This is a genomic window from Janthinobacterium sp. BCJ23 (assembly GCF_059617945.1).
On the sequence record NZ_JCAQAW010000010.1, the window covers coordinates 64930 to 91541 of the forward strand.

Annotated in this window: 20 protein-coding genes and 6 pseudogenes; 18 read left to right on the forward strand and 8 right to left on the reverse strand. The window is 55.8% G+C overall.

Features of this window, described 5'->3' with window-relative positions:
• Positions 1 to 384 precede the first annotated feature (384 nt).
• Genes AC54AG_RS24655 through AC54AG_RS24665 form a run of 3 tightly spaced genes read right to left on the reverse strand, consistent with a single transcriptional unit; the run spans position 385 to position 2518 of the window.
• Entirely contained in the window at positions 385 to 744 is a 360-nt protein-coding gene (locus tag AC54AG_RS24655; protein ID WP_496631880.1) for a hypothetical protein, read from the reverse strand.
• Positions 735 to 1442 (reverse strand): restriction endonuclease, encoded by a 708-nt coding sequence (locus tag AC54AG_RS24660; RefSeq protein WP_496631882.1) that lies wholly within the window; start codon positions 1440 to 1442, stop codon positions 735 to 737. Before AC54AG_RS24660 ends, AC54AG_RS24655 begins: the two co-directional genes overlap by 10 nt.
• Entirely contained in the window at positions 1439 to 2518 is a 1080-nt protein-coding gene (locus AC54AG_RS24665) for an integrase domain-containing protein (RefSeq protein ID WP_496631884.1), read from the reverse strand. Before AC54AG_RS24665 ends, AC54AG_RS24660 begins: the two co-directional genes overlap by 4 nt.
• A gap of 1204 nt (positions 2519 to 3722) precedes the next feature.
• On the opposite strand from AC54AG_RS24665, the gene AC54AG_RS24670 reads away from it, so the two are divergent.
• The 9 genes from AC54AG_RS24670 to AC54AG_RS24710 all read left to right on the forward strand — a co-directional run bounded on the left by AC54AG_RS24670 (position 3723) and on the right by AC54AG_RS24710 (position 13345).
• Positions 3723 to 4775, forward strand: coding sequence for a PRTRC system protein D (locus tag AC54AG_RS24670; RefSeq protein ID WP_496631886.1), 1053 nt, complete (start codon positions 3723 to 3725; stop codon positions 4773 to 4775).
• 3 nt (positions 4776 to 4778) lie between these two features.
• Positions 4779 to 5060, forward strand: a complete 282-nt coding sequence (locus tag AC54AG_RS24675; RefSeq protein ID WP_496631887.1) for a hypothetical protein — start codon at positions 4779 to 4781, stop codon at positions 5058 to 5060.
• A 9-nt stretch (positions 5061 to 5069) separates the two neighbouring features.
• A complete protein-coding gene (locus tag AC54AG_RS24680) occupies positions 5070 to 5522 on the forward strand; it encodes a hypothetical protein (protein WP_496631889.1) in 453 nt (150 codons plus the stop codon).
• Positions 5519 to 6076, forward strand: a complete 558-nt coding sequence (locus AC54AG_RS24685) for a PD-(D/E)XK nuclease family protein (RefSeq protein ID WP_496631891.1) — start codon at positions 5519 to 5521, stop codon at positions 6074 to 6076. The genes AC54AG_RS24680 and AC54AG_RS24685 overlap by 4 nt, the downstream gene beginning before the upstream one ends.
• Positions 6077 to 6297: 221 nt before the next feature.
• Positions 6298 to 6738 carry a tetratricopeptide repeat protein gene (locus tag AC54AG_RS24690; RefSeq protein ID WP_496631893.1) on the forward strand — a complete coding sequence of 147 codons (441 nt, stop codon included), beginning with the start codon at positions 6298 to 6300 and terminating at the stop codon, positions 6736 to 6738.
• Positions 6739 to 7017: 279 nt separating this feature from the next.
• A complete protein-coding gene (locus tag AC54AG_RS24695) occupies positions 7018 to 7566 on the forward strand; it encodes a hypothetical protein (RefSeq protein WP_496631895.1) in 549 nt (182 codons plus the stop codon).
• A 481-nt stretch (positions 7567 to 8047) separates the two neighbouring features.
• Positions 8048 to 8791: a translesion DNA synthesis-associated protein ImuA gene (gene imuA / locus AC54AG_RS24700; RefSeq protein WP_496631897.1), complete on the forward strand. Its 744-nt coding sequence runs from the start codon at positions 8048 to 8050 to the stop codon at positions 8789 to 8791.
• A 16-nt stretch (positions 8792 to 8807) separates the two neighbouring features.
• Entirely contained in the window at positions 8808 to 10193 is a 1386-nt protein-coding gene (locus AC54AG_RS24705; RefSeq protein WP_496631899.1) for a Y-family DNA polymerase, read from the forward strand.
• Positions 10194 to 10195: 2 nt separating this feature from the next.
• Positions 10196 to 13345 carry an error-prone DNA polymerase gene (locus AC54AG_RS24710; RefSeq protein ID WP_496631901.1) on the forward strand — a complete coding sequence of 1050 codons (3150 nt, stop codon included), beginning with the start codon at positions 10196 to 10198 and terminating at the stop codon, positions 13343 to 13345.
• Positions 13346 to 13384: 39 nt separating this feature from the next.
• Here the strand turns inward: AC54AG_RS24710 and AC54AG_RS24715 are convergent, their stop codons facing one another.
• Positions 13385 to 13714, reverse strand: coding sequence for a YegP family protein (locus tag AC54AG_RS24715; RefSeq protein WP_496631902.1), 330 nt, complete (start codon positions 13712 to 13714; stop codon positions 13385 to 13387).
• A gap of 142 nt (positions 13715 to 13856) precedes the next feature.
• The gene (locus tag AC54AG_RS24720; protein WP_496631904.1) at positions 13857 to 14066 is read right to left on the reverse strand and encodes a DUF3892 domain-containing protein; all 210 of its coding nucleotides are present in this window, start codon (positions 14064 to 14066) and stop codon (positions 13857 to 13859) included.
• Between the two features lie 562 nt (positions 14067 to 14628).
• Between AC54AG_RS24720 and AC54AG_RS24725 the strand changes: the two genes are divergently transcribed.
• The 5 genes and pseudogenes from AC54AG_RS24725 to AC54AG_RS24745 all read left to right on the forward strand — a co-directional run bounded on the left by AC54AG_RS24725 (position 14629) and on the right by AC54AG_RS24745 (position 18485).
• Positions 14629 to 14934 carry a cyclic-phosphate processing receiver domain-containing protein gene (locus tag AC54AG_RS24725; RefSeq protein ID WP_496631906.1) on the forward strand — a complete coding sequence of 102 codons (306 nt, stop codon included), beginning with the start codon at positions 14629 to 14631 and terminating at the stop codon, positions 14932 to 14934.
• A gap of 137 nt (positions 14935 to 15071) precedes the next feature.
• A pseudogene (locus AC54AG_RS24730) lies at positions 15072 to 15362 on the forward strand (integrase core domain-containing protein); the annotation flags it as partial.
• 115 nt (positions 15363 to 15477) lie between these two features.
• The gene (locus tag AC54AG_RS24735) at positions 15478 to 16812 is read left to right on the forward strand and encodes an HNH endonuclease (RefSeq protein WP_496631908.1); all 1335 of its coding nucleotides are present in this window, start codon (positions 15478 to 15480) and stop codon (positions 16810 to 16812) included.
• 134 nt (positions 16813 to 16946) lie between these two features.
• Positions 16947 to 17216: pseudogene (locus AC54AG_RS24740) on the forward strand (transposase family protein); the annotation flags it as partial.
• Positions 17217 to 17492: 276 nt separating this feature from the next.
• Positions 17493 to 18485: a hypothetical protein gene (locus tag AC54AG_RS24745; RefSeq protein ID WP_496631910.1), complete on the forward strand. Its 993-nt coding sequence runs from the start codon at positions 17493 to 17495 to the stop codon at positions 18483 to 18485.
• Between the two features lie 426 nt (positions 18486 to 18911).
• Here AC54AG_RS24745 and AC54AG_RS24750 read toward each other — a convergent pair.
• Together AC54AG_RS24750 and AC54AG_RS24755 are read right to left on the reverse strand one after the other, a co-directional pair.
• Positions 18912 to 20019: pseudogene (locus AC54AG_RS24750) on the reverse strand (IS3 family transposase).
• Positions 20020 to 20136: 117 nt separating this feature from the next.
• Entirely contained in the window at positions 20137 to 20793 is a 657-nt protein-coding gene (locus AC54AG_RS24755) for a TetR/AcrR family transcriptional regulator C-terminal domain-containing protein (RefSeq protein ID WP_128142988.1), read from the reverse strand.
• A 76-nt stretch (positions 20794 to 20869) separates the two neighbouring features.
• Here AC54AG_RS24755 and AC54AG_RS24760 point away from each other — a divergent pair, with 76 nt between their 5' ends.
• The 4 genes and pseudogenes from AC54AG_RS24760 to AC54AG_RS24775 all read left to right on the forward strand — a co-directional run.
• Complete coding sequence (locus AC54AG_RS24760; protein ID WP_496631912.1) at positions 20870 to 22357, forward strand: FAD-dependent oxidoreductase; 1488 nt, start codon at positions 20870 to 20872, stop codon at positions 22355 to 22357.
• Between the two features lie 284 nt (positions 22358 to 22641).
• The gene (locus tag AC54AG_RS24765) at positions 22642 to 24300 is read left to right on the forward strand and encodes a glycoside hydrolase family 13 protein (protein ID WP_496631914.1); all 1659 of its coding nucleotides are present in this window, start codon (positions 22642 to 22644) and stop codon (positions 24298 to 24300) included.
• Positions 24301 to 24319: 19 nt separating this feature from the next.
• A pseudogene (locus AC54AG_RS24770) lies at positions 24320 to 24457 on the forward strand (IS5/IS1182 family transposase); the annotation flags it as partial.
• A 1190-nt stretch (positions 24458 to 25647) separates the two neighbouring features.
• Positions 25648 to 25830: pseudogene (locus tag AC54AG_RS24775) on the forward strand (IS3 family transposase); the annotation flags it as partial.
• A 453-nt stretch (positions 25831 to 26283) separates the two neighbouring features.
• Here the strand turns inward: AC54AG_RS24775 and AC54AG_RS24780 are convergent.
• Positions 26284 to 26412 (reverse strand): annotated as a pseudogene (locus AC54AG_RS24780) (IS6 family transposase); the annotation flags it as partial.
• Positions 26413 to 26612 lie beyond the last annotated feature (200 nt).

The window sequence follows — 26612 nt, forward strand, 5'->3', positions numbered from 1 at the left end:
AAGAAAAATCGATACTTCAAGGGTTTTTCTTCTAGCGGTGGGGCAGGAAGACGAACGACAAAGGCGCCTGTCTTTTTGAGCGGAATGCGTAGATTGCCAAGGGGCTACTTAGATGCCATTGCGGCCGACGATCTCTAATCCCTGCATCATCGTGTCCTTGCTTTGGCCGACCGTATTCATGAAAATCGAATGCACCAGGCTAAGCCCTCCCCTTACACACAAATTCAGCCTGCGCATCATTGAGCATGAAATCAACCTAGCTGGCCAATTTTAGCTTGGTATGGGTTATTTCATGGTCGCCTTTTTCATAAAAGAACATAAAAAATTAACCGTTCAACATTCATGTGCGTATCGCTGCTGGCACCATCGACCGGTACTGTGAATTCAATGTCCTTGCGGAAATAGATCGTCATGCGTCGCTCCCAGTCTCTTGTAACGCTCATGAACCAACTGATTAAAACAGCGCATGAATTTTCCCCCATCGTCACAAGTCACGATCACATGCTTTTCCAGGCGGCCACATCGCGAGACGCGCCGCGTATCAGCAATCACGCATGATGTGTGACTAAAATTGCATATAACAAATGGCCGCCCCTCCACCGGCGCATCATAATAAGCTTGCGCCGCGAGGCGGGCATCGGCCACTTCGATCCCCTTGCATCCGCTTTTCTCGATCACCGTGTAAGTGGATCCGGCTGTCCGGCATGCTCGCAACAACTGCTGGTCCCCCGCATTCAGTTCCATACGACGTCCTCCGCGCGCCTGCCCAGCACCAGTTTTACGAGACTAGCGCCGCTGACCAGCACTACTTTGCTTTTGGTCAGATGCGGATACACGGCAGCGCCACTGCGTCCGGTATGCAGAAATAGTCCCGCCCCAAAACCGTGATGGCAAATGGCCTCGCCAAAGGCCGCGACGTGGTGGTGATTCACATGGCCACCATAGCGCTTCGACTGCACAGCATACCAGCCCTGCCCAGGCAGCCACACCCTGCCGTCAATCCCGCCATCCCCGGAGTACCGCTGGTTGCGCAATACAAATAGCCCGGCGTCTTCCAGAGCCGAGAGCACCACCTCTTCGAACACCAGAGGATCCACACTGCGCAGATAAGCCAGGCACCGTGCCGCGTATCCCTCCCCCGTGAACTGCCGCACGGCCCGCAGCACCGCGCGCGACTGCGCGATACGCCGGCGATGTTCAGTGAGCCGGCGCAGCCGCACAGCATTGAGCAACTGCGACGCACAACGAACCAGCATGCCACTCACACCGCGCGAACTGGCCAGAACGGTTTCATAGCGTTCGCGCGGCGGACGCGGCGCGCCCGAGCCCCCAGCTTTTCCCTCTTCGATTCGCGCTCTTCCATCACCACTGGCCACGGCGCGCTTGACCCATCGCGCACGCGGATTCCCTGACGACCAACGCTGCCAATGTCCTCGTTTCATGATGCTGCTCCCATTAAATCGACGTCATCACTGCGCCGGCCCGCCGGCGAACCCAGATATGCATTGCTGATCTGCGGCCGATGGTGCCCCAGCTGTTCGGCCACCTGCCGATAAGCATCCGCCATCACCTCACGATCGATTAACAGTTCGCCGCCCCGCACAGGCGGCTGCACCTGCGTGATATCAAAGTACAGATCACCGGCGAACTGGTGCCGCAAGCCGTGTGGCGTGACGCCCAGGTCATTCTTGGTCAGCCCTACTGAACGCACCACATTCGAAAACAGGTCCAGCGACTGTTTCAAGGACAGTCCAGGATGGCCGATATGCCCCCAATCCTGCCGGGCGAGACAGCGTGCACGCGCCAGCGCTTGCCGTTGCTGGGCTGTACGCACTGCCGCGTAGCGCAGCCGGCCGCCCTTCGTCCCGCGCTTGATGCGCAAAAAGCTAATATAGTGATCGGATCGAGGATGTTGGGCCGGCAAGGCATACGCCGGTACTTCGGCGGCGCGCGGACAGAACATGACGGCTTCCTTGCGGCGCAGGCCAAACGCGATCATCATCGCCAGCTGCCCTCCCACGTGGCTGTCAACCGCATCGACGGCGGCAATGACCTCATCGACGGCGAGACCATGGCTCTCCCACCCCTTGTCGATCAGCGCCCCGTAGGAGCGGCGTACTAGAGCCGGATCGGTCACATAGCTCTCGGCATTGCGCACCAGGCCCGGCTTGCCGATCCAGCTGGCGAAGACCCGGATAAAGCTCATTTGCTGCTGAATGTAGGCCGCGCTGCAGGGGTATGCACGGCGCGGTATGGTCATCGGCATATCAAGTAGCACATCTGCCGGTAACGGCTGCGCCGTCCAGTACGCCATCAACGCGCGCACGTGCCGTTCCGCCAGGTTCTCCGGTATGGGCTTAAAACCCAATTTGCGCAGCAAAGCGAAAATACGGTACAAACCCTGGCTGCGCGCCTCCCTGGTGCTATGCGAAATCCCCTTCCCTAAATTGGCATGCCGCTCATTGAACGCGTCCAGCAACGCATCGAGCTGCCCCCTCCATTGTGTGTTGTGGGTCATGACTTCTCCCTCCTGATACTCAAGGATTGTCGACTTGGCATGCTGCACTGTCTGGCGCGCATGCCCCGGTGTGGCCATCAAGTAGCATCGGTGCCTGGCCTGCTGCGCCGACGAGGGAGATGTACTCTAGACATTCCAACGCGCTGTCCCTATCTCAGCGTCGATGGCGGATTTTCTATTTGCCCGAAGGCGCGGTGTCTTAAAAATGCTCATGCGAAAAACCAGCGAATTTCTCCTTCTGTGTTAGTCCCCGCGTCGTGCGCGAGCAGTGCGGCGCTGGCGCCACAAAGACATTTAGGTGCCCCGGCCACTCTCAATTGAACCAGGACCTTGCCCCCTCTTCCCTCACGGTCATCCCACCAGCCCTACCACCAGGCTGCTTCGTGATTGCGCACTAACCAGGTTGATCGAAGCTTCTTCGGCAACGTCACAACAAGGCACCGCGATAGGCTCTTCGTACAGCAGGAAGATTGAATAGGTGATAAATCACTCTCCTGCGGTTCGCGGCCGCAGGCGATACATCGACACTACCAGGATCGTAAATTAGCGACGGAGCGCCGCAAGGCCCTCTCCGATTTGACAAGCGTCTCTTGACGAGAAATCACGCGCGAGCAGTTACCCCCGGAGGGGCAGCCCGACCTACTTCTTCACTGACATACCACTCAACTCGACCGCAGGGCGCGGCCGATCAACTTCGCTTCGATAGACAGGTAACGACTGCAACGGCATACCACGCTTGCCAGCGCCACATTCGGAACGCGATGTTCCTGGAAGTGGGTCCAGACAGTCGTCACAGAATATGATCAGTTTTTTCGAATGTCAAGCCGATTTTCGGCCCTGAAAATTTGTGATTGAGGTCGAATTTATTTGGTAATCGCATCTGGCGAGGATTTCTCCCTATGAAGAATGCCGCGTGGCCATTCCTCTGATTGTAAATGGTATTGAACATCTGAACGGACTGAGCCAGATACACAGATGAGCGACGAAAATACGTCCGCGATGCGGCGCAATTCCAGCGCAGATCCGATGCGATTTCACGCCGACATGCACCAGTATAGCCGCGCCGCAGCGCGACTCCAGTCGTTCCCCAGCACGTCTGGATTGGCACTCATTACAAATTCTGGCAAAAAATCAGGGCTTTTCCCATGGAATACGTACCGCCCCACTATTACTGTTGATCACTTGCAGCAGTCAGGAGGACGAAGTGGAACCCATCGTGCGGGCCGTGGACATTGGCCGAGGAAATACCAAATTCATTGCAACGGTCAGCGCCGGTGAGGTGCGCTGCGCGATGTTTCCCTCGCAGGCCCACCCATGTGAAACGATCTATGAGCAGGAAACCTGGGGAACAAAACGCCGTACCGTCTGCGTCCCGGTCGACGATTTGAACTATGAGGTCGGGCCAGACGCTCACCTGGCTTCCGACATCTTCAATGCCAATGTGCTGCAGCACGACAGCTACAGTGCAACGCCCGAATATCTGGCTTTGCTACTGGGTGCGCTGCACTACATGCGTCTGGACCGGATCGATCTCCTGGTACTTGGCCTACCCGTGGCCACCTATAAGCTCAAGAAGCAGGTGGCGGCGTTGGAACGCCGCGTGACCGGTGAACACACCCTGGCGGAAGGCAGAAAGATCACGATCGCGCGCGTCAAAGCAATTGCGCAGCCATCCGGAGCCTTGATGTACTGCGGGCTGACCCATGGGCGCCTTGCACAGATGCGCAAGGAGCGCAATCTGATCATCGATCCAGGTCGGCGGACGTTTGACTGGCTCGTGACGCAAGGTATGCAACAAATTGACAAGCGCAGCCACTCGGTACCGCGTGGCATGTTTGACGTGCTCCACTCGATCATCGAAGGAATTAGCCGCGCCACCGGCTCTCATTACCGGGAATACGACGCAATCGATTTGGCGCTGCGGACGGGAAAGAAACCGGTCATCTTTCAAAAAGAGTACGACATCGCCCAACACCTGCCGCTCGCGCAGAAAATCCCGGAGCAGGCTGTCGCCGAGATGCTGCACTACGTAGGCGACGCTGCCGACATCAAAAATATTATTTTGGTCGGCGGTGGCGCCTTCTTCTATCGCAAAGCACTGAAAACCGCGTTCCCGCATCACGAGCTGCAGGAGCTCAAGGATCCGATCTTTGCCAACGTCAAAGGTTTTCAGTTTGCTGGAACAGAACTGGCCAAGCAGGTAGACGCTGCATCGGCTCGGACAGATGGCACAGAGCCATTAAACCTGACGACTTAAATCATGGGCACCCCCATCACTATCCGTTTGAGTGTAGAGCTGGAGCGGGCGGACAACCCTCCTCTATATGACGATCTCATCAAGTTTCCTAAGGGGCCGCGCCGGGTGAATCGTCTACGCACACTGGCCTATGCCGGACTGGTAGTACAGCAATCCGGGCAGACCACGTCGACCATGGAAGCACCGTGCCTCAGCAAACCAAATTCTGAACCAAACGCGCCGAATCAAGACACCGTCGCCGCCTTGGCATCGATGGAGCTTTTTGGCCCATCAAGAAGCGAATAGGAGTAATCCATGGAAAACGAAGAGCTACCGCGTATCAGTGCTAGCCAACTAGCCGAAATGGGGTTCTGCGAACGCAAGATCGTTTTGGCCGACAGGTTTGGCCCACGCTGCTCGCCCGAACGCGAACAGGCACGGGCCTTCGGAGAGCTTCAACACGTGAGGTTCTTTATCGAAACATTGGATTTGGCTGCCGCGCCGTTTGCGCCAATTGGCCTGAGAGAGCGCTCCGCTATCGAGGCCAACAGTTTACCTAGACGCCCGACCAAACTCTACATTTGGTTGAACAAGATATTGCCAAGAAGCCTATCGGCGGTGCGCAACATGCGCGTTCAAATGGGGCGATCCGTTCGAACGGTATTTTTGAGACTACGCCAACAACGGTGCTGTTCGCGACATCGACAAGTGCCACAAAGGCGCCAAGCGCGCCTTCGCCTTGTCACACGCATTCATGAAAAAAAATGAACACTTCGACTTATCTATCGATACTCTGGCATGTGAGTTGGGTGCTTCTGTTGCTCTGTGTTGTACGTGGCGTGCGAAGGCATGCCACGTGTCGAACGCGCCCCAGCTGGTTCCCGGACGAATTGCGTTACGCCAGCCTGGCTTACGCAGAGCAAACTTTCTCAATCGACCACCCCATCAAACTCCTCGCGCGTGTTGATCGAGTCTATCGCAACAAAGGAAGACTCACGTTAATGGAATACAAAATCCGACGTGTGGAGCGCGTGTTCATGTCGGACGTGATCGAACTTTCGGTCCAAAAGATGGTTCTGGAATTGGCAAGCGGCGCCAAGGTGAACGAGTATGGATTTGTCGTTGTTGAGCACCCTGAGATACCTGGGCGTAGAGCCATCAAGGTTTTCTTGCTTAATCACAAACAAATCACGGAATTTTATCACCGCAGAATAGCTTTATTGAGCCAAACGATTTCGGCCGATCACGCGGAATCAATATCGCAGTGTCGCCGATGTGAATTCTTGAAGGAATGCAAAAAGTATCCTGAAAGTACGGTATAGGCCATATTGTGCTCAGAGAATACCCTCTGTGAATGTCCCACGTGAGGATGCTTTGACTGGACAGTCAGAGTTTCTTGCGAGCGATAATAAATGCTATGAACTGCGATTTACTGATATGGCGCATAAAGAAGATGCGACAGCCTGGCTTTCTCCAAGAGGTCTCGTATTATGAACTCGATGACCGGAACCGGGCGCTTGAACAGCAGCAAAAGGGAAACTGAATGGACTTACCTTCCAATGTAAGCAAGCAGATCGACTTGCTATCAGAAATGGGCAATGACCTGGCCGATCAAGGCGAATTCAGCCAAGCAGCGGAGAGATGGACGCAGGCCCTTGATCTGCTCCCTGCACCACAGGCTAAGTGGGAAGCGTATACCTGGCTGAAAGCCTCCATTGGCGATGCGCTCCACCACCTTGCTGATTTTTCTGCGGCGCGCGAGGCATTATTCGATGCGCTAAATGGTCCTGATGGCCAAGAGAACCCGTTTGTGCATTATCGCCTTGCGCAGACGGAATTGGCCTTGAAAAATGAAGAAGCTGGTATCGCGGAATTGCTCAAGGCGTACATGCTCGACGGTGAAGAGATCTTTACAGAGGAAGAGGATGGGTACATTTTTTTGCAAAAACTTCGGGATGCCGGACTGGTCAGCTCGCAAACATAGTGGATTGTGTCGAGGTGCAAAATGCGTAAAGTTCTGATGATCGTCATCGTCATCTTACTAGCGGGTATTGCAGGATTGTTGGCAATGGACCGCTACGACAAGCACGTGGAAAAACAAAGGCAAAAGACGTTCGACGAAAAGTTTTTGAAATAATAAATCGGCGAGGGCACGGCCTGCAGCAGATCGGGCGACATACACCTAGACCATAGAGCCGAAAATATCGGTGACTTGGGAAGTGGGAAATATTACCGCTCTGAATACGGAGATATTGTGAAATTCATGAATATCGCATGGATTGAAATCATCGCACTAAATATCGTGGCTTGCGCCGAATTTGATCCATCACTCAATGGCTTGTTAAAGATCGACACCAATATAGCTGCGCCTTCCCACATACGCCAAGGCAATTTATATCCCAATAGAATTTCAGCCACCACTTACTCCAAAGAATCAGGATGCACGGTACTGCCGATTCATAAAAGTAGCGTCGATGTTGATACGCTTTATGGACGCGCAATGACCCGTTTCGGATTTAAGTCGCCTGAACAGATCACGTTTTACCGAAAAACGGTTGATCGAACTTACTTGGTTGATCAGGGATACAAGCATGAAAAGCAAAGCGGCGCTTTTTACCATTTAGCTCAAACTGTCTCGTCAGGTACACCTGGAAAATCAGGGGCAATGTGGCTCGATCTGACATTTGCTAAAAGTGGTTCTGGCAGTGACGTTACTGCCGAATTTTGCATCGATCCTGATGATCCAGTAATGTCCAGCAACAACATCCGCCAACAAATAAGTGCTCGAATTCAAGAGATTTTCGGCACCTGACGAGGTGCCAGCAGTGCGGGACTCGCACACCCGCCCGCTCCAGGCCTAGGTAAATCACACGTTCTTGGTTGCGCTGTATTGTCTATCTATGCAAGCTTCCAGGCGAGAACATTTGAGGTGAATCGCCACCAGTAGCTGAGACTTTCCTTATTCATAGTTTTTGGAAGTTGTAAAACCGATGGATCGTGCTATGGGCCTGGGTGTTCTGCCAAATACCTGGTGTGCGATCTCGTAGCTGCCTGATCTGACGACGAAATTGGCGTTGACCTGGTTATTCATCTGCCCTGCAGAGACTACCGTCGCGCTCAAGCAAACGATGCTTGAGCTTCGGCGATCCTCTTGACTCTTTCGTGCCATCACAACCGTTAGTTTTAACAATTCAAGAAATTCATGGACCTTGCAGTTTTTGACGTCCTCAGCATATACTGTATTTATGTACAGTAGTTTTGAGAATGATCCACAACCTCGCAAGCCAACCGCCATGCTTTCACCTTCCCTTCAACGTCGCAGCCCTACCACACTGGCCAATAGTGCCTTGCTGCGTGACGTCTGGCGGGCTAGTGAGCTGAGTCGAGGAACAACCAGCACTGTTACTACCGGTCACAGCGTCTTGGATCACGAACTTCCGGGCAACGGTTGGCCGCAATCGACCTTCACGGAGTTATTAGTTCAGCAAGCGGGTATCGGGGAAATGCACTTGTTGCGGCCAGTGCTGGCGCAACTATCGCAACATCGTCGGATTGCCCTGGTGCAGCCGCCGTACTTGCCCAACTCCGCCGCCTGCAAATTCATGGACCTGAGTTGCCCGAACCTGCTCTGGATACGCGCCCCCAGCACCGCAGATGCTCTCTGGTCCACCGAGCAGATCCTGCGCAATGGCAGCTGCGGCGCGGTGCTGTTGTGGCAAGCCAATATTCGCGACGAGGCACTGCGGCGCCTCAATCTGGCGGCGCAGACAACCGAAACGTTCTTCTGGCTGGTCCGGCCGATGAGCGCAGCGGCTGATGCCTCACCTGCACCATTGCGCCTGGCATTGCGCCCCGCCGCCGGCGGCATTTCCACTCACATCATCAAACGGCGTGGCCCACATCATGAGGCGCCACTCTTTATCCCGCTGGCAGACATGCCGGCACGTCAACGATTTTTGGACGATCAAAATGCGGTTCTGGTTCAGCGTACACCTCCCACTGTTGCCTCTCGAATGCCTCAGGCCGCGCTGGTGTGAGCCGGGGCCGTATGCGGTGGTCGAGAAAGGCCGCATCATCACAGTCTCGCAGCAAGCCTTTGCCGAAGGCGTGCGCGTCGGCATGCGCCCTGGCGGTGTAGCGGCCGTCTCGCCGGATAGCGTCATCCTGGAGCGCAATATTGAGCGTGAATTGATCACCAGCAATGCCATCGCGCTCGCCCTCCTCCAGTTCACCCCGGAAGTGGCGCATGCCGGCGACTTCAGCCTGTTATTGGACGTGACCGCCAGCTTACGCTTGTTTAGCGGGCGCGCCGCCATCAGCCGGCGCATTCGCGCTGCCCTGCAAGCGCTTGGGGTGACCGCGCAGCTCGGCACGGCGCCGACGGCCATGGGGGCCTGGCTGCTGTCGCGCTGGCAGCCGGCCAAACGCCAGATCATTGTGCGGCGCACGGTGCACATGCGCTCACTCGAGCGCCAGCTCGACCGCATGCCCTGCGCCTATCTGCCCAGCACGGCGAATCACCTCGAATGGCTAACGGACATTGGTGCTGATCATCTGGCGGCGCTAAGGCGCCTGCCCCGCCCTGGCATTCAGCGCAGGATGAACAAGCACGTGCTCGATGAACTCGACCGCGCCTATGGACTCGCTCCTGAACTGTTTGAATGGATCGCCATTCCCGAGACTTTTTCAGCGCGCATCGAAACTTTTGACCGGATCGAACACGCCGATGCCCTGCTGGACGGCGCCACGGGCCTCCTGCAGCAATTTGTCGGCTGGCTGGTCGCGCGCCAGCAGGCCGTGAGTGTTTTTGTTCTGCTGCTGGAGCACGAGCGCGGCAAGACTGCGATCCCGCCCACGCCGATCGAGATCGGATTGGCAGAGCCGACCTGGCGCGACGCGCACCTGATACGACTGTTGAAGGAGCGCCTGGCGCGCACGGAACTGGCTGCCCCAGTCATCGCCCTGCGCCTGGAAGCGCGCCTGCTGACCGCGATGGCGCCGCCGACGCAAGACCTGTTTCCCGAGCCGGGCGGCAGCCCCGCCGACTATAAGCGCCTACTGGAATTACTCAGCGCCCGTCTTGGCAGCGACAACGTCCTCTCGCCTGTCGAGCATCACGACCATCGGCCGGAGGAAAGCAATGCCTGGGCTACCGCCACCGAGAAGCGCAAGGCGGTCAACGCCGAGGATGAGGCGTTTGAACGCCCGTTCTGGCTGCTACCCAAACCCATCCCGCTGCTGCTGCGCGGCGAACGTCCCTTTTATGGCTCCCCACTAAAAATGCTCAAGGGGCCGGAACGCATTGAGGCCGGCTGGTGGAATGATCAAATCGCTGCCCGCGACTATTACATCGCGCAAGGCAGCGATGCGACTTGCTACTGGATCTACCTGGAGCGCGTCGTTGACGGCCGCTGGTATCTGCACGGGATGTTCGGCTGATCATGGACCAGCCGCCAATTTCCACGCTGCCGGACTATGCCGAGCTGCAGTGCATGAGTCATTACTCCTTTCTGCACGGCGCCTCTCCGCCCGATCAATTGGTGGCGCGCGCGGCGCAGCTGGGCTACCAGGCCGTCGCCATGGCCGACGAATGTTCCCTGGCCGGCGTGGTCAAGGCGCATGTGGCCGCGCGGGAGTGGAACATTCATCTCATTATTGGCAGCCAGATGAGGGTGACACCGGAGGACGGCACCCCGCCCTTCACTGTGCTGGTCCTGGCCATGGACCGCGACGGCTACGGCAACCTGAGCGAACTCATTACCGCTGCGCGCACGCGCGCCGACAAGGGAAGTTACCTAGTCTGGCCACGCGACATCGCCAACCCCACCGCCCCTCTCGCCCATATAAAAGGGCTGCCGGGCTGCCAACTCATCCTGTGCCCCAAATATAACGCCCCCTATGAAGAGATCGAGCGGCAAGCCGAATGGCTGGTGCGCAGCGCACCGGGCCGCGCGCGCGTCGCTTTGACGTTGCACCACCGCGCGCAGGATGATCGGCACCGCGCCATGGTCGAAGCCATCGGCGCCGAATTCAGCCTGCCGGTGGTGGCCACGGGCGACGTCGTCATGCACCTGCGCTCGATGAAAATCATCCAGGACACCATGACCGCGATTCGTCTGAATACGCCGGTGGCGCAGTGCGGCTATCAGCTGGCCTCGAATGCCGAAGCGCATCTGCGCTCGCGCCTACGGCTGGGCAACCTGTATCCGCGAGAGGCCCTGGATGAAACCCTGCGCGTGGCCCAGCGCTGCACCTTCTCGCTTGATGAACTGCGCTATGAATATCCAGGCGAGATTGTGCCTGAGGGACAGACCCCGGCCAGCTACCTGCGCGAGCAAGCCTATATTGGTGCGCACTGGCGCTACCCGCACGCCATTCCAGACAACGTGCAGGCACAGCTGGAATATGAGCTGGAACTGATCGGCGACATGCAATATGAACCCTATTTTTTGACGGTATTCGACATCGTGCGCTTCGCCCGCTCGCAAAAAATCCTCTGCCAGGGGCGCGGATCGGCGGCCAATTCGGCGGTGTGCTACTGCCTCGGCATCACCGAAGTCGATCCCTCGCGCGGCACCCTCCTCTTCGAGCGCTTTATCTCGCGCGAGCGCGATGAACCGCCCGACATCGATGTCGACTTCGAGCACCAGCGCCGCGAGGAAGTGATTCAATACATCTACCGCAAGTATGGCCGCATGCGGGCCGCCTTGACTGCCGTTGTCATTTCCTACCGCCCGCGCAGTGTCCTGCGCGACGTTGGGCGCGCGCTGGGCGTCGATTTATCGGTGGTCGACAAGGTGGCCAAGGCCTCACATAGCTGGGGTGGGCGGGCCGACCTGCAGCAGCGCCTTATTACTTGCGGACTCGATCCGCACTCCCCCATCGCCGAGAAATGGGCGGCAATTGCCGAGCGCCTGATGCGTTTCCCGCGTCATCTGTCCCAGCATCCGGGCGGCTTCGTCATTTCGCGCGGCCCCCTCTCCCGCCTGGTGCCGATTGAAAACGCCGCCATGCCGGACCGCACCGTGATTCAATGGGACAAGGATGACATCGATGAACTGGGCCTTTTAAAAATCGACATTCTGGCGCTGGGCATGCTGTCGTGTATCGCCCGCACCCTGGCTTTGATCTCGGAGCAGCGTGGCGAGCGTTTTGAACTGGGCGATATTCCCCATGAGGATGCCGCCACTTACCAGATGATCTCTAAAGCGGACACCGTCGGCGTGTTTCAGATCGAATCGCGGGCGCAGATGTCGATGCTGCCGCGCATGCAGCCGCGCGAGTTCTATGACCTCGTCATCGAAGTGGCGATCATTCGGCCAGGGCCGATCCAGGGCGGCATGATTAATCCGTATTTGCGCCGGCGCCAGGGCCTGGAAGCAGTCACCTATCCGAGCCCGGAGATCGAGGCGGTGCTGCGGCGCACACTGGGGGTGCCGATCTTCCAGGAGCAAGTCATGTCGATCGCCATGACGGCGGCGGGTTTTACGGCCGGTGAAGCCGATCGCCTGCGCCGCGCCATGGCCGCCTGGAAAAGAAAAGGTGGCCTGGAACAGTTCGAAGACCAGCTCATGAGCGGCATGGCCGAGCGTGGCTACAGCCTCGAGTTTGCCACCTCCATTGTTGGCCAGATACGCGGCTTTGCCGAATACGGTTTTCCGGAATCCCATGCGCACAGCTTTGCCCTGCTGGCCTATGCCAGCAGCTGGCTCAAGTGCCATCATCCCGCCGAGTTTCTGGCCGCCCTGCTCAACAGCCAGCCCATGGGTTTTTATAGCCGCTCCTCTCTGGTGCAGGACGCACGCCGGCATGACGTCGAGGTAAGACCCGTCGATGTCTGCACGAGCGGATGGGAAGCGTCCCTGGAACCGATGGCGGACGGCAGACTGGCGGTACGCCTTGGTCTCAATAATATCAATGGGATGATGCGAGAGGCGGCCTGGCGCATTGAGGAAGCCCGCGCTGCGGCACCATTCAAGAATACACGCGATGTCGCCATGCGCGCGCAACTCGATGCCGGGGATATGAAGGCGCTGGCGTCGGCCAATGCCCTGGTAACGCTGACGGGCAACCGCCGCATGGCCATGTGGGATGCCGCGGCGAGTGTGCCGGAGCGGGATTTGATGCGTGGGACGACCATTGCCGAACCCGTGCTGGAGCTGGCGCCACCGACGGAAGCCGATGACATCGTGGCGGACTACCGGCATGTCGGCCTGACACTGGGCCGTCATCCACTCGCTCTCTTGCGCGAGCGCCTCAATAAAATGCGCTTTGTGCCGTCGGATATCCTGAACACCTTCAGCGATGGCCAGCTGGCCAGGGGCTGCGGCATTGTTACGGTGCGGCAGCGACCGGAAACGGCCAAGGGGGTGATCTTCCTCACCCTGGAAGATGAATTTGGCACCATCAACATCATCGTCTGGCCCACGCTGGTGGAAAAGCAGCGCGCCGAACTGATGAATGCCTCACTCTTGGGGGTGTACGGTATTTGGCAATCGAAGAGCGGTGTGCGCAACCTGATTGCCAAGCGACTGGTCGATTGCTCGCATTTGCTCGGTCAGCTTGACACGAAGAGCCGGAATTTTCATTAAAGAAGCATCCGGCCCACTTCCAACATTAACTCGCTACGATCAGGCTTCGTCAACTATTTTAGAGGTCGGGCCATTGGTTTTGCAGGAGGCTATGCCATTGTCTCGACCCGCAGACGATGCATACATTTGGCTGTTGCCAATGATCTCGCCGTTGCCGGCTTTAAGAACAAAGTACGGTTGATCCGCTTTCGACGTCAGACGAACATAGCGGTCATCGCTAGGGCTGTTGCGTTGGCAAGACGCTATGCCATTCTGCGCCGCCTGCTTGGTGGTATAGGACTCACTGGTGAGTATGACCTCATGATTGTCCGCTTTCAGATTGAAGTGATAGTTCCCTGCGTTCTTCTTCAAATGATAATAACCTGGCATGTGATATTCCTTTGAATTGGTTGGAAATTTCAATTTATCGTATAAAATTCGGATATTTTCTAGCGATTCTAAATCTCAATAGTAGAATCGGATTGTTAGCGAGAATGGTGCAGTATTACACATTTGATGCATCGCTCCCCATTCACTGTCGATTGACATTATCCTTGACCGAACTATCCGGATTGTCCCTGACGTATTCCTGGCCGTTCACCTTTACGACATGCGCATCGGGATGCTTGCCGGCCTTGACTTCCTTGACGGCGACAGGACGTGGTACTTCTTTCCGGGAGCCAATGTGATAGGACTCATTGCGCCCGCCCGGTCCATCGTTGTTCCCTTTTATTTTCGTCATTCTGCGTCCTTCCAAGAGTTGGAAAAATCCGCTCTCTTTGTTCTGTGTGTTTGAGAAAAATAGTTGAGCGGTGGAATAAGGATACACCCAATTTTCAAAAATATATCGACTATGAAGTTTTTTCCTAGAGGTTTCCGGTTTTACGACCATTTTGAGAGAATGCCAGCACCGGCAATGGTATTCTAGCGTGGCGCTTGTTATTACCGCCAATCGATAGTATGTGGAAGCAGCCATGTGGGGAAAATATTGATCTTGAAAGGCGAATTTTCTGCGATCAACATCTGAATCGCCACCAGTAGCTTAGACTTCCCTGATCCATAGTTCTTGAAAGATGGGAACCCAATGGATCGTGTTATGAGGCTGGGTTTCCTGCCAGGCGCCTGGTACGCCTTCTCGGCGTCGGCTGATCCAACGACGAAATCGGGTATGACCTGCCTATCCCCCTGCCCTGCAGAGGCTCCTGTAGCGCTCAAACTAAAGATTGTCCGAGCTTCGGAGCATTCGCGCAGGGTATTATTGGCAGGGAAGAAATATTCATCAAATTATCTAAGGGAGCGAAGGAATGAAGGTTTATCTCGATGATGAGCGAAGTACGCCGGAGGGTTGGACCCGAGTATATTGGCCTGACGAGGCAGTAGCACTACTTGCCGCCGGCGAGGTTGCCGAGATCAGTCTTGACCATGATCTTGGGGACGACAAGCGCGGCACCGGCTATGACGTCATTCTGTGGATTGAGGAAGCGGTCGCGTTGCGCGGCTTTAGTCCTCCAATTATCTTCGTTCATTCGGCCAACAGCTCCGCACGTGAGAAGATGGAGGCAGGAATCGCTGCGATCCGCCGGTTGGCCACCGGACACAAAGTCAGTTAACGGCCAGGAACGGCGGCGGAAGCGGACGGTGCTATTGGAGCAAAACGCCATCGGTCGCTTGGACTCTCCTGATCCATGGTGCTTGAAAGATGAAAAACCAATGGATCGTGTTAGGTGCCTGTGTAGTGGTTTAATCCGCCCAGTACGCCAGTCGAAAATTCCGTCAGCGCTTGTGGCGCTATCGGATACGACAGAGTATGAGCCGTCGGGGAAATTGTTGGGATAACTCCCCGATGGAACGGCTGTTCCGCAGCTTCAAAACTGAATGGCTGCCGTCAACTGGTTACATGACGGCAAAGGAAGCACAACGGGACATCAGCCATTACCTGATGCACCGGTATAACTGGATACGGCCACATCAGTTTAATCACGGATTGGCACCGGCCGTCGCCGCAGAAAAACTTAACGTAGTGTCCGGGATGGGTTGACCACTACACCTGTGTCCTAGTTACCGCAATCATCGCTGCTCGTGGGAATCGTGCGCCTCGGTTAGAATTGCTGCTTGCAGCGGCCGCCGGCCGCCCATTCTCTCTGTCGATCAACATGCCGAAGAAAAACCAGAACGACCTACATGACTTCATCGCAGCTTGTGATTGTGTCAGATGTCGCGCCTTAACTTCCCTCAAAGTCGATGCAGGCGCCAACATACTCATCTCACGAATCAATACTGGCCGCATGTGCGAAATGGCGGTGGTCGCCGCTGCCGGAGAGGACGGGCTGACCAGTAACGAAGTTGTCGAGCACCGCGCTGCGTATGCCCGACACCTTGGGGTCGAATTGTCTGCCCGGAGCCGAAACCGGCCTGCGCCAGTTCACATCGCGTTTGCCATCAATCATTCGAACCACACCAAACCCGAAAAAAACAATAGGAATTCCATCAATCTTGGCCGAGCCCATGCTTCCTACCGTGCTGGGCGTTACCGCCTGCTCTGGAGCGCAGCGTCTGTTTCAGAACAGAGTGAGGTGTCGCCTGCGGCTAACACAAGCACATCCGACGCGCACGCGGGTACAATCAAACACGGTATCGCAATTGTCTGGTCGGAAGGAGTCGAGCGGATCGAACTCGATCTACACAACATCGGTCTGCATACTGTGGTTACCAACACGGTTCAGCAAATCAGAAAGCCCGCGCCGGGCTACCCTACTCGCTACCCTTATAGCACTACCTCGTCGGTAACCGCGGCGCGGGACGGCTCATTCCTCCTTGCCATTGGCTATGCTTACGAGGACAACAAGCACATCCGAAAAAACGATAGCTGGTGGGGCACCACAACTATCGTGCTGCACCCTGGTGACACTAAGGGAAAGGTCGAATGGACCCATGCAGGGGCTAATGCCAGCAGTGGCGAGTACGACTTTTACGCCACGACCTGGAGCGACGATGAGGAAGGCGTGGAAAATGACGACGCAGATGAAGGCGAGAATGCGCGCCGCGCTGATGAAGCAGAGATCGAAAGGCGCACAGACTTGACTTCGACCGAGAAGAGCCAGATGATCAAAGCCAGGCGCGGACAGGGTATCTTCCGCGCCGATGTGCTGCGCAAGGAACCACGCTGCCGGGTGACGGGTACCGACGATCCGGCCCACCTGCGCGCCAGCCATATCAAGGCGTGGGCGGCGTGCGATAACGACGCCGATCGGCTCGATGGCAATAACGGCCTTATGCTCGCACCGCACGTCGATCATCTTTTCGACAAGGCGTACATCTCGTTTCAAGATGACGGCACGCTGCTAGTCTTGAATGATCCTGGAGTGGAGACATTGCTAAAAGCGTGGGGCATTGATCGAGCGGTGCTGGCACCTCGGCCCTTCAACGCGGATCAGCGGGCCTTCCTTGCCGAACACCGCCAATTGCTGGTGCGCCGGCAGTGCAGCTAAGAGCCCACGTGCTGGCTGAGCTAAAGGTTGTCGGGCTCAAGATCGAATGAGCAATTCACCAGGTTCTGTTGCATTTGGGGGTGCGTGGCCGCTGCCTCGGGTAAGCTGTTCTATCGAAACTCTGACCGCACCGCATGCTCAACTGTAAAGGAATGCGATTCCCGATCGAAGTCATCTTGGTCTGCATCAGCTGGTATGCAGCCTATCCGCTGCGCTAGTGGCACATCGAGGAAATGATGAAGGAGCGCGGCGTATCGGTCGACCACTCTTCGATCAATCGATGGGCGGTCCGTTTCCTGCCACTCGTCGAGAAGATGGCTCGCAAGTATGAGCTCCCGGTCAGCCGCAGCTGGCGTATGGGCGAGACTTATATCGAGGTCAAGGGTGTCTGGACATATCAATATTGAATCTCCACCAGTAACTTAGGTTCTCCTGATCCATAGTTCTTGAAAGATGAAAAAACGATGGGTCGTGTTGGGCATGGGCGTCCTGCCAAGCACCTGGTGTACGATCTCGCAGCTGCCTGATACAACGACGAAATCGGGTCTGGCTGCCCCTGCCCTGCCCTGCAGTGTAGTGGCACACTTTCTTATTAAGTCATAGGTTGAACGTGGATTGTTCGATTCTATCTATTGTAACTCTACGAGGAGTTTATCCTTGTAGTATTGTTAAGGAAAAATATGGGTTGGAACGATCGGCAGGAAGAGTGGGATCAGATAAAATTGCCTTCGGAGGCAATTGACGAGACCTCTGGAATTCTCGAGATTGATGAGGATTGGCTGAGAAAAGCAACGCCCGCCCTGCAGCGCGAGGCGATGAAGGCATGGTTTCTTGCGCGTTATTGCGATCCGGCAAACGAGACGCCGTATATATCAGCCGAGGGAGGCTACATCTATATTCATGGCGGTCCCTATGATCCTCAAGAAGAAATTGGTCATCGATTTCAAGGCATTGTTGACGACGAAGCAATCGATGACGTGGTATCTGAAATGTATAGCCAAGTGGGAGGCGACTGGGCGCCTATACACTGGGAGAGAGATTTTGACAATTATGACGAAGATTTCGGCGTCGTGGTTGAAGAACCTAATACGCCGAGATTAGTATTAGATAGGCGACTGAGCCAAATTTCAGAGCTTCTTTCTTTGGATGGTCCGACTAACGCAATGGCCTTGGCTCGAATGTTCGCGTATAGCGGGACAATTACCGCCTTGGAGTCATTCCTGTGGGAGACCATGACGTATGCTGTTGAGAACGACGAAAAAGCATTGGAGGAAATCGTTACCAATATTGACCATTTCAGCGGTCAAAATTTAAAGCTAGGCGATATATTCAATAAACAGAAAGGCTTGAAGGACCTAGTGAAGGGATATTTGCAAGACACTGTATGGCACAAATGGGATAAGGTCGGACCAATGATCGTGCATGGACTGCAGGTCAAACCTCCATCCTTCAAGCCATTCATGGAACCCGTAAAAAAACGACATGACATTGTTCATCGAAGCGGTCAAACAAAAGATGGAACGCCGATCACTGTTGAGATAGAAGAGATCGTCAATTTGATGGAAGAAGTTAAAAAATTCGCTAGTAGTCTGTATGCGAAGATGGCTGAGCGCTTCTTCAATGAAGAGCTTGGAATTGAGGTTGCAGCGCCCGAGCAGAAAATCAAAAACTAATGCCTATCTGTCCTATTGAAAGCACCAATAGCTTGTCAGACGTCGCGATAGGCGCCGATGTTGTTGTGTACCCTCATGGCGACAGTGCGCATCCCTACCCTCGCTGCCCTGCAGATAGTGAATGCTACCGCGCTCAAGCAAGAGCTGGCCTCCCCTCCATGACGGACGGCGAGGGATGACATATCCAACCGAGTAAGCAGCAAAGGCCCTGCTTCTGAGTGCTTTAACAGCACAGTTGGCTACGACGGCCTGGGCACTATCTGCTTGGTGCGCTCGATCAAATCGGGCACTTTGCGCGCCGGCGGTGGAGTTGCGATCACGGCTGACGCGGCCTGGCACCTGACGGTATCACGCCAAAACAGAAGCTTGCCATGGCCGCTTAACTTCTACTTTTAGAGCGCTCTAAAAGTGGGGGTATTGTAGTGGTCAACCCATCCCGGACACTATATTAAGTTTTTCTTCGACGACGGCCGGTGCCAGTCCCTGGTTGAACTGATGTGGCCGTATCCAGTTATACCGGTGCATCAGGTAATGGCTGATGTCCGTTGTGCTTCCTGTGCCGTCATGTAACCAGTTGACGGCAGCCATTCAGTTTTGAAGCTGCGGAACAGCCGTTCCATCGGAGAGTTATCCCAACAATTTCCCCGACGGCTCATACTCTGTCGTATCCGATAGCGCCACAAGCGCTGACGGAATTTTCGACTGGCGTACTGGCTGCCTTGATCCGAATGAAACAGCAGGCCCTGCGGTCGACCTCGCTGCTCGTAAACCATTTCCAGCGCTTGCACAACAAGGTCGGCGTCGGGCCGTAGCGAGAATGCCCAGCCCACCGCTCGGCGAGCGCACAAATCCAACACCACTGCCAAGTAATACCATCGGCCTTGCGCCCAGACATAGGTGATGTCCCCGCACCAGGCCTGATTTGGCGCCTCGACTGTGAATTCACGATTGAGGTGGTTCGGAATATCGACCCGCTCCACCGTAGCCTGCTTATAGGCATGGCTGCCAGGCTGTTTGCAGACCAGCCCTAGCTCTTCCATCAAACGACTGACTTTGAAGCGGCCAATTGCCGTGCCTTCCTCGCGCATCATGCCCATGATGCTGCGGCTTCCCGCCGAACTGCGACTCTCGACGAACAGCTCGTGCACGCGGCTACGCAATGCCATGCGCTCAACATCAATGTGCCGGCTGCGCTCCCGATGCGCGTACAGGCATGACCGCGCTACGTCGAACACCGCGCAGATCAACTCGATTGATTCGTCACCACAAATCTGATCGATTACCTCGTACGTTCTATTCCTTCCGACATCAAGAGCGCGGTCGCCTTTTTTAAAATGGACTTCTCCCGCTCGAGACGCTCAATGCGCGCTTCGAGTTCCTGTATTCGCTGCTGATCAGGCGTCATTGCCTTACTCTGTGGCGTGATGCCTTGCCGCTCCAACTGAAGCAGCTGCAGCCGTTGGCGCAGCACTGACTCGCCGATGCCGACCGACCGGCTTGCCTCCGTATGGCTATATCCTTGATCCAGTACCAGGCATGCCGCCTACTGTTTGAACTCAGGGGAAAACGTACGTCTTTGCTTGCTCATCAAACACCTCTCCATGGCGAGCATTCTCGCCTAAATCAGTGTCTGGGATTAAACCACTACAGTTCAAGCATGGGAACTTTCTGCGATCTTCATGCGAAGACCGGCGATCAGCAGATCGAGGCCAGCGTCAAATCGCGCATCAAAATCCGGGCTGAATAAATCCGCTGCCGCAGCCAAAACATGTGGATAGCCCTTAGCCGCCAGAGTCTCAAACTGGTCACGGTGAGTTGCGATGGCCAGCGATATTTCACTAGGGTCAGCCAGCGGTTGCTCTTCCATCACGAAGCCCATTACGTAATAGATGATGCTGAAGGCCCCCCAAGACGCCAACCGAGTGGAGGCCCCAGCCTCGCGCAAAGGGCCGATCAACGCCTCGGCAACGCGAAGTGTGTTGTCGGTGATGACGTAGGTGCCGGCATATACGCGTGCACCGTCCCGCCGCTTGAGCAGCGCATTTCGAATCTCATGTGCGGTCACGCTGACCGCATTGAACCAAGCAGTCGAGGGGGACAGTTCGTCCGGATGCTCATGCGCGACCCCTTCAATCAAAGCGTCCGCTATGCCATTCATCAAAGCCTGCTTATTGGCGAAGTGCCAATACAGTGACGCTGCTTTGATGTCCAGTTCCTGGGCAAGACGGCGCATTGTAAGACCCTCTATACCTACCTCGTCCAGCAGGTCCAAAGCGGTGGCAATTACGGCTTCACGTTGTATCTTCATAAACTTCTTGTTTGACAGACTAACGACGTTAGATTAACATAAATTTTTTAACTAACAATGTTAGATTGAGGGGCAGATGAAAAATGAAAATGCGGGTGTGATCGTAGTAGGTGCAGGCCCTGTGGGTTTAACTCTGGCATGCGAGTTGCGCTTGGCAGGAATACGCGTCACAGTACTAGAGCGCCGTGACGCGCCAATAGCGCAGTCGCGCGCGCTAACCATGCACGGCAGGACGGTGGAGATGCTGGCCCAACGTGGCGTGGCTGACCGCTTTCTGGCGAACGGCATAAAGATTCCCAGCGGGCATTTTGCGGGATTGAAGACGCGACTTGACTTTTCGGTGATCGACACCACCTATCCCTACACACTGTTCATCCCACAGAGCGTGACCGAGCAACTGCTGGAGACATGGGCGCTTGAGCTAGGGGTTGAATTGCGCAGGAATGCTACGGTGGAGCGCATTGTCGAAACGGCCGATGGCATTTCCGTGATGGGGCAACAGCACAGCACCCCTTTCGATATTTCTGGCAGCTACGTGGTCGGTGCAGACGGCGCGCGCAGTCTGGTTCGCCAGCACGCAGGCATCGCCTTCCATGGTCTGCCGGCTACGAAGACTGCCATGCTTGGCGACGTTCGTCTGAGCGCACCGCCGTCTACGCCGGGATTCAGTGTAGGCAACGCGCTAGGTGGATTAATGATCGTTCCTTTAGGTAATGGTATGTTCCGCGTCATCGTGATCGATACCGGCCGAGTTGATGTGCCTGCGACCACGCCCGTCACGCTCGAAGAGTTGTCTGATTCGACCACACGGGTGGCCGGACAGGACTTTGGCCTGCATGCACCGACGTGGCTATCACGCTTCTCGAATGAAACCCGCTTGGCGAGTGCCTACCGCGAAGATCGAATCTTGCTGGTCGGTGATGCCGCACATATCCACCTTCCTGCGGGCGGCCAGGGTATGAACGTGGGCATGCAGGACGCGATGAACTTGGGCTGGAAGCTGGCGGGCGTAGTGAACGGACATGCGCCAGAGTCGCTGCTAGACAGCTACCACAAAGAGCGTCATGCCGTTGGTGCCGCGCTGTACCAAAATACCTTGGCGCAAAGTGCACTAATGATGAATTCGTTTGATGCTCCGGGACAGGCGCTGCGAGAGACGTTCAGTGAGCTGATGAAAATTCCTGCTCTTAATGCAGTGCTTGCGCATGACTTGTCCGGCTACGGGATTCGATACCCCGCCTCAGTTGTCGATATTCCGCACGGATGGGCGCTGCTGCCCGATTGGACAGGGCGGCGGCTGCCTGACTGGCAGCTAAAACTGGATAACGGTGGTCAAGCCTCGCTGTTCAGTTTTTTGCGGAGTGGCCATTGGCTGCTGCTACAACTGACGACCAGTGAGGATCGCGAGGGTGGCAACTACACGCCTGAGCTCGATATGCGATGGGTCGATACGATCAAAGCTGTGCCTGCGGACTCCCAAGTAACACCGGCAGGCGCGCATGCCTTGCTCATACGTCCAGACGGCTACGTGGATCACGCTGTGAGCATCAAAAGGAACGCGTGATAACCACCGTCAGGCCGAATCTGCACGCACTGTAAGTACTATATTCTAAGAGCCGGTCAACGTAGGGGTGAATCGCCACCGCTAGTTTAGACAATCCTGATCCATGGTTCTTGAAAGATGAAAAACCGATGGATCGTGTTAGGTGCCTGGGCGTCCTCCCAGGCCCCTGGCGTGCGATCTTGTAGCTGCCTGATCCAACGACGAGATCGGGTCTACCCTACCCCTGGCGATCCGTTGGCACCTTGCAAGACAGTGCCGCCAATCCATAAGCGAGAAAGATAATCATGTTGGATAAGAAATGGTGGCATAACGCCGTCGTGTATCAGATCTACCCACGTAGTTTTCAAGACAGCAATCACGATGGGGGCGGTGATCTGGCCGGCATCATCGGCAGACTGGACTACCTGCAACAGCTGGGAATCAACCTGATCTGGCTGTCGCCAGTGTACCGGTCGCCGATGGACGATAACGGCTATGACATCTCCGACTATCAGGATATCGCCGCTGAATTCGGCACATTGGCCGAGATGGAGCAGTTGATCGCAGAGGCGGCCAAGCGCGACATCCGTATCCTGATGGATCTTGTGGTCAACCACACCTCTGACGAGCATGCTTGGTTCGTCGAGGCGAAGAAATCCAGGGATAGCTCCTACCGTGACTACTACATCTGGCGCAATGCAGGCGCCGATGGCTCCCCGCCCGACCAGCAACGTTCGTATTTTGGCGGGAGTGCATGGGAATACGATGCCATCAGCGGTGAATATTACTTCCATCTGTTCTCGAGACGACAGCCGGACCTGAACTGGGAAAATCCCCAGGTGCAGGAAGAGGTGCATCGCATAATGAACTGGTGGTTGGACAAGGGCATCGGCGGCTTCCGCATGGATGTGATCGATCTCATCGGCAAACAGGTCGACCAGCAGATTATCGCCAACGGCGCACAACTGCACCCGCTGCTGCAGCAAATGCACCAAGCGACCTTGGCGGCACGCGATGTATTGTCGGTGGGCGAGACCTGGAGCGCCACCCCGGAGACCGCCAAGCTGTATTCCGACCCGGCGCGTCAGGAGCTGTCAATGGTCTTCCAGTTTGAGCACATCACCATGACCCACGATACCAAGGAGGGGAAATGGAAGCCGCGGCCGTTCGATCTGATCGAATTCAAGCAAATCATCAGTAAGTGGCAGACCGAGCTGGCCGATGCCGGCTGGAACTCGCTGTTCTGGAGTAACCACGACCTGCCGCGCGCCGTATCCAAATACGGCGACCCAGGCCGTTACCGGGTCGAGTCGGCCAAGATGCTGGCCACCGCGCTACATTTTCTCAAGGGCACCCCCTACGTCTATCAAGGCGAGGAAATAGGCATGACCAATGTCCGTTTCGATTCCATCGACGACTATCGCGACATCGAATCACTCAACCTCTACGACGAACGCACGGCCGCCGGCGTGTCACCGGAGACGATGATGGCCGGCATTCACGCCAACGGGCGGGACAATGCACGCACCCCAATGCAGTGGAACAGCACACACAACGCCGGCTTCAGTACTGGCACGCCATGGCTAAAGCTGAATCCCAACTACCCCGAGATCAACGTCGAGGCCGCGCTGGAACAACCCGATTCGGTCTTCTTCCACTACCAGAAGCTGATCGAACTGCGCAAGCACTGGGACGTCATGGTCTACGGACAATACCTGCCGTTGCTGGAGGAGCATCCGCAGGTATTCGCCTACCGGCGCAGCTTGGCAAGCCAACAGCTCGTTGTCGTCAACAACTTCTCCGGCGAACATGTCGAACTGGATCTGCCGGAAATGCTGCACGGCATTGCCGGGCAAGGCTTGATCAGCAACTATGTCCTGCGTGACAGCTGGACCGACCACCTCAGCCTGCAGCCATACGAATCGTTTGCTATAGCGTATATGTGTGAGACAGGACACGGGTAAGGCGTTGTTGTGCAATCACATCGAGTCGCGCGATCGCATGGGTAAATGGCGCTGGGTCGTCGAACGCACATTGGGCTGGCGGCACCGCTTCCGCCGATTATGCATCTGCTACGAACGCCGTGCCGATAGGCTTACGACAGTTCTACTTGTCTGCTAAAGTAAGCGCCTCAAAGGCTCCAGGTGGGCCGACTCACGTTTGGCAATGTGACACCGCATCAAGTATTTCAATCATTAATCCATGGACTAATAATAGTGACTGCTTCGAAACTAAGAATTGCTGAGGGGGGAATTTGTAGGGATGGCGGCTCTTTGGTGGCTGACTTCTATTGCGAGGATGGTTCGATACTATCGTTTCTACTTGAGGTGGCACTTGGGCAGCCGAAGTATCGACACCTACATGCCGGTGCAGAAATTCAGAACTCTTGTGAGCCAGCGTCACTCGTGACCAAGGGGAGTCCTAGAGATATCGAATTAACGTCAATGCTTCGCTCATGGGCAGCGGACTGCGAGTTTCGTCCTTCGATTGAAGCCCATTTGGAACGTGGGACTCGTCCACCGTTGGACTCCCAAGAGTATGGATCCTACTGGGCATTTTTGCTCATTAATAATTTGCAAAATCGCGAAGTCTAATCCATGTGTTTGGACTTCCCAAACTATAACCGGCGGTGACGGATGTCATATCCGACCGGCAGCAGCAGCAGCAGCAGCAGCAGCAGCAGCAGTAGCAGTAGCAATGTGCCAGCTTCAGAGCACTACGACGGCACCGTTGCATATAACAGCCTGGTCCATCATCTGCATAAAGCGTTTGATGAGATCGAGGATTTTGCGCGCCGCTGGTGGAGTTGCCTTTGCCGCTGACGCGGTCTGCCACTTGGCGACATCACGCCAAAATAGAGGCTGCCCGGGCCGCTTAATGAATCGCTCCCAGTAGCTAAGACTCTCCTGATCCATGGTTGTCGAAAGAAGAAGAGCCGATGATCGTGTTCGGGTCTGGGGTCTTGCAAAGCACCTGGCGTGCGATCTCGTAGCTGCCTGATCCAACGAGGAGATCGGGTTTGGCCCGTCTATCTCCCCTGCCCTGCAGAAACTCTTGCCGCGCGCCAGCAAACGCTGGCCTTCCAAAGTCATAACTGCCGGCGAAGGATGGCATATCCGACCGAGGCAGCAGCAGAGCGCCCACTTTGCGCGCGATAGCGGCACATTTGGCTACCATAAACTAGCCCGTCATCAGCTTCGCGCGCTCTGCCAAATCGGGGACTTTGCGCGCCGGCGGTGGAGTTGCGATTACGGCTGACGGTATCACGGTAAAACAGAAGCTTGCCATGGCCGCTTAACCTCTACTGTTAGCGCGCTCTAAAAACGGGGGGGGGATTGCCGTCAACTGGTTACATGACGGCACAGGCAGCACAACGGGACATCAGCCATTACCTGCTGCACCGGTATAACTGGATACGGCCACATCAGTTCAATCACGGATTGGCACCAGCCGTCGCCGAAGAAAAACTTAACGTAGTGTCCGGGATGGGTTGACCACTACATAGACTATCCTGATCCATAGTTCTCACCTATGGAATGTATTACGGGCTTGGGTGTCCCGCCTGACACTTGGTGCGCGATCTCGCAGCAGCCAGATTCACGGATGAGATATGGGTTGACCTGTCTATCCCCCCTGCCCTCCAGAGACTCCAGCGGTGCTCGAGCAAGAGCTCCCGGGGCTTCAACGGGTGGCACTAAACACTTTGCGGCGCTGTAATAGAGGTTGTGCGGGGCGCCGACTGTGACTTGATGCGTTGGTGGTGCCCGCAGTTTGGGGCTCGCCGCCAGGGCCGATCAAGGCTCTTGAACGTCGATCGGTACTACATCACATGGCGCTGATCGCGTTGTATTGGAGCGTGGCTTATACCATCCGCTTTGCTGATTGGTACGCGCCGATATGGATCGGGTTATATGTCAGGCCTTGCCGCGCTGGTTGATCGATGATTAGTCGACCGATACGCCACGCTCCTCCATAATTTCCTCGATGTGCGGGTAGCTCAGTGGGTAGGCCGTATATCAGCGGATGCTGACCAAGATGACGTCGGTCGAGAAACGCATTCCTTTAAAGTTGATCATGGCGCGCCGTCAAGGCTTCGATAGTGCAGCTATCCCGTGGCAGCGGTCGTGTCGCGAATGCGACTGAGCCACTCATACTAACCGGCCTTCACAAAATCCGGGGCGGTTCACTTCTGGTCCGGTACGCGTGCGAGACGAGGACGAACCGGTCGCTGTGTATTAACGTACTCCCGAAACATAATTGCGGGTGTGTTAGTCTA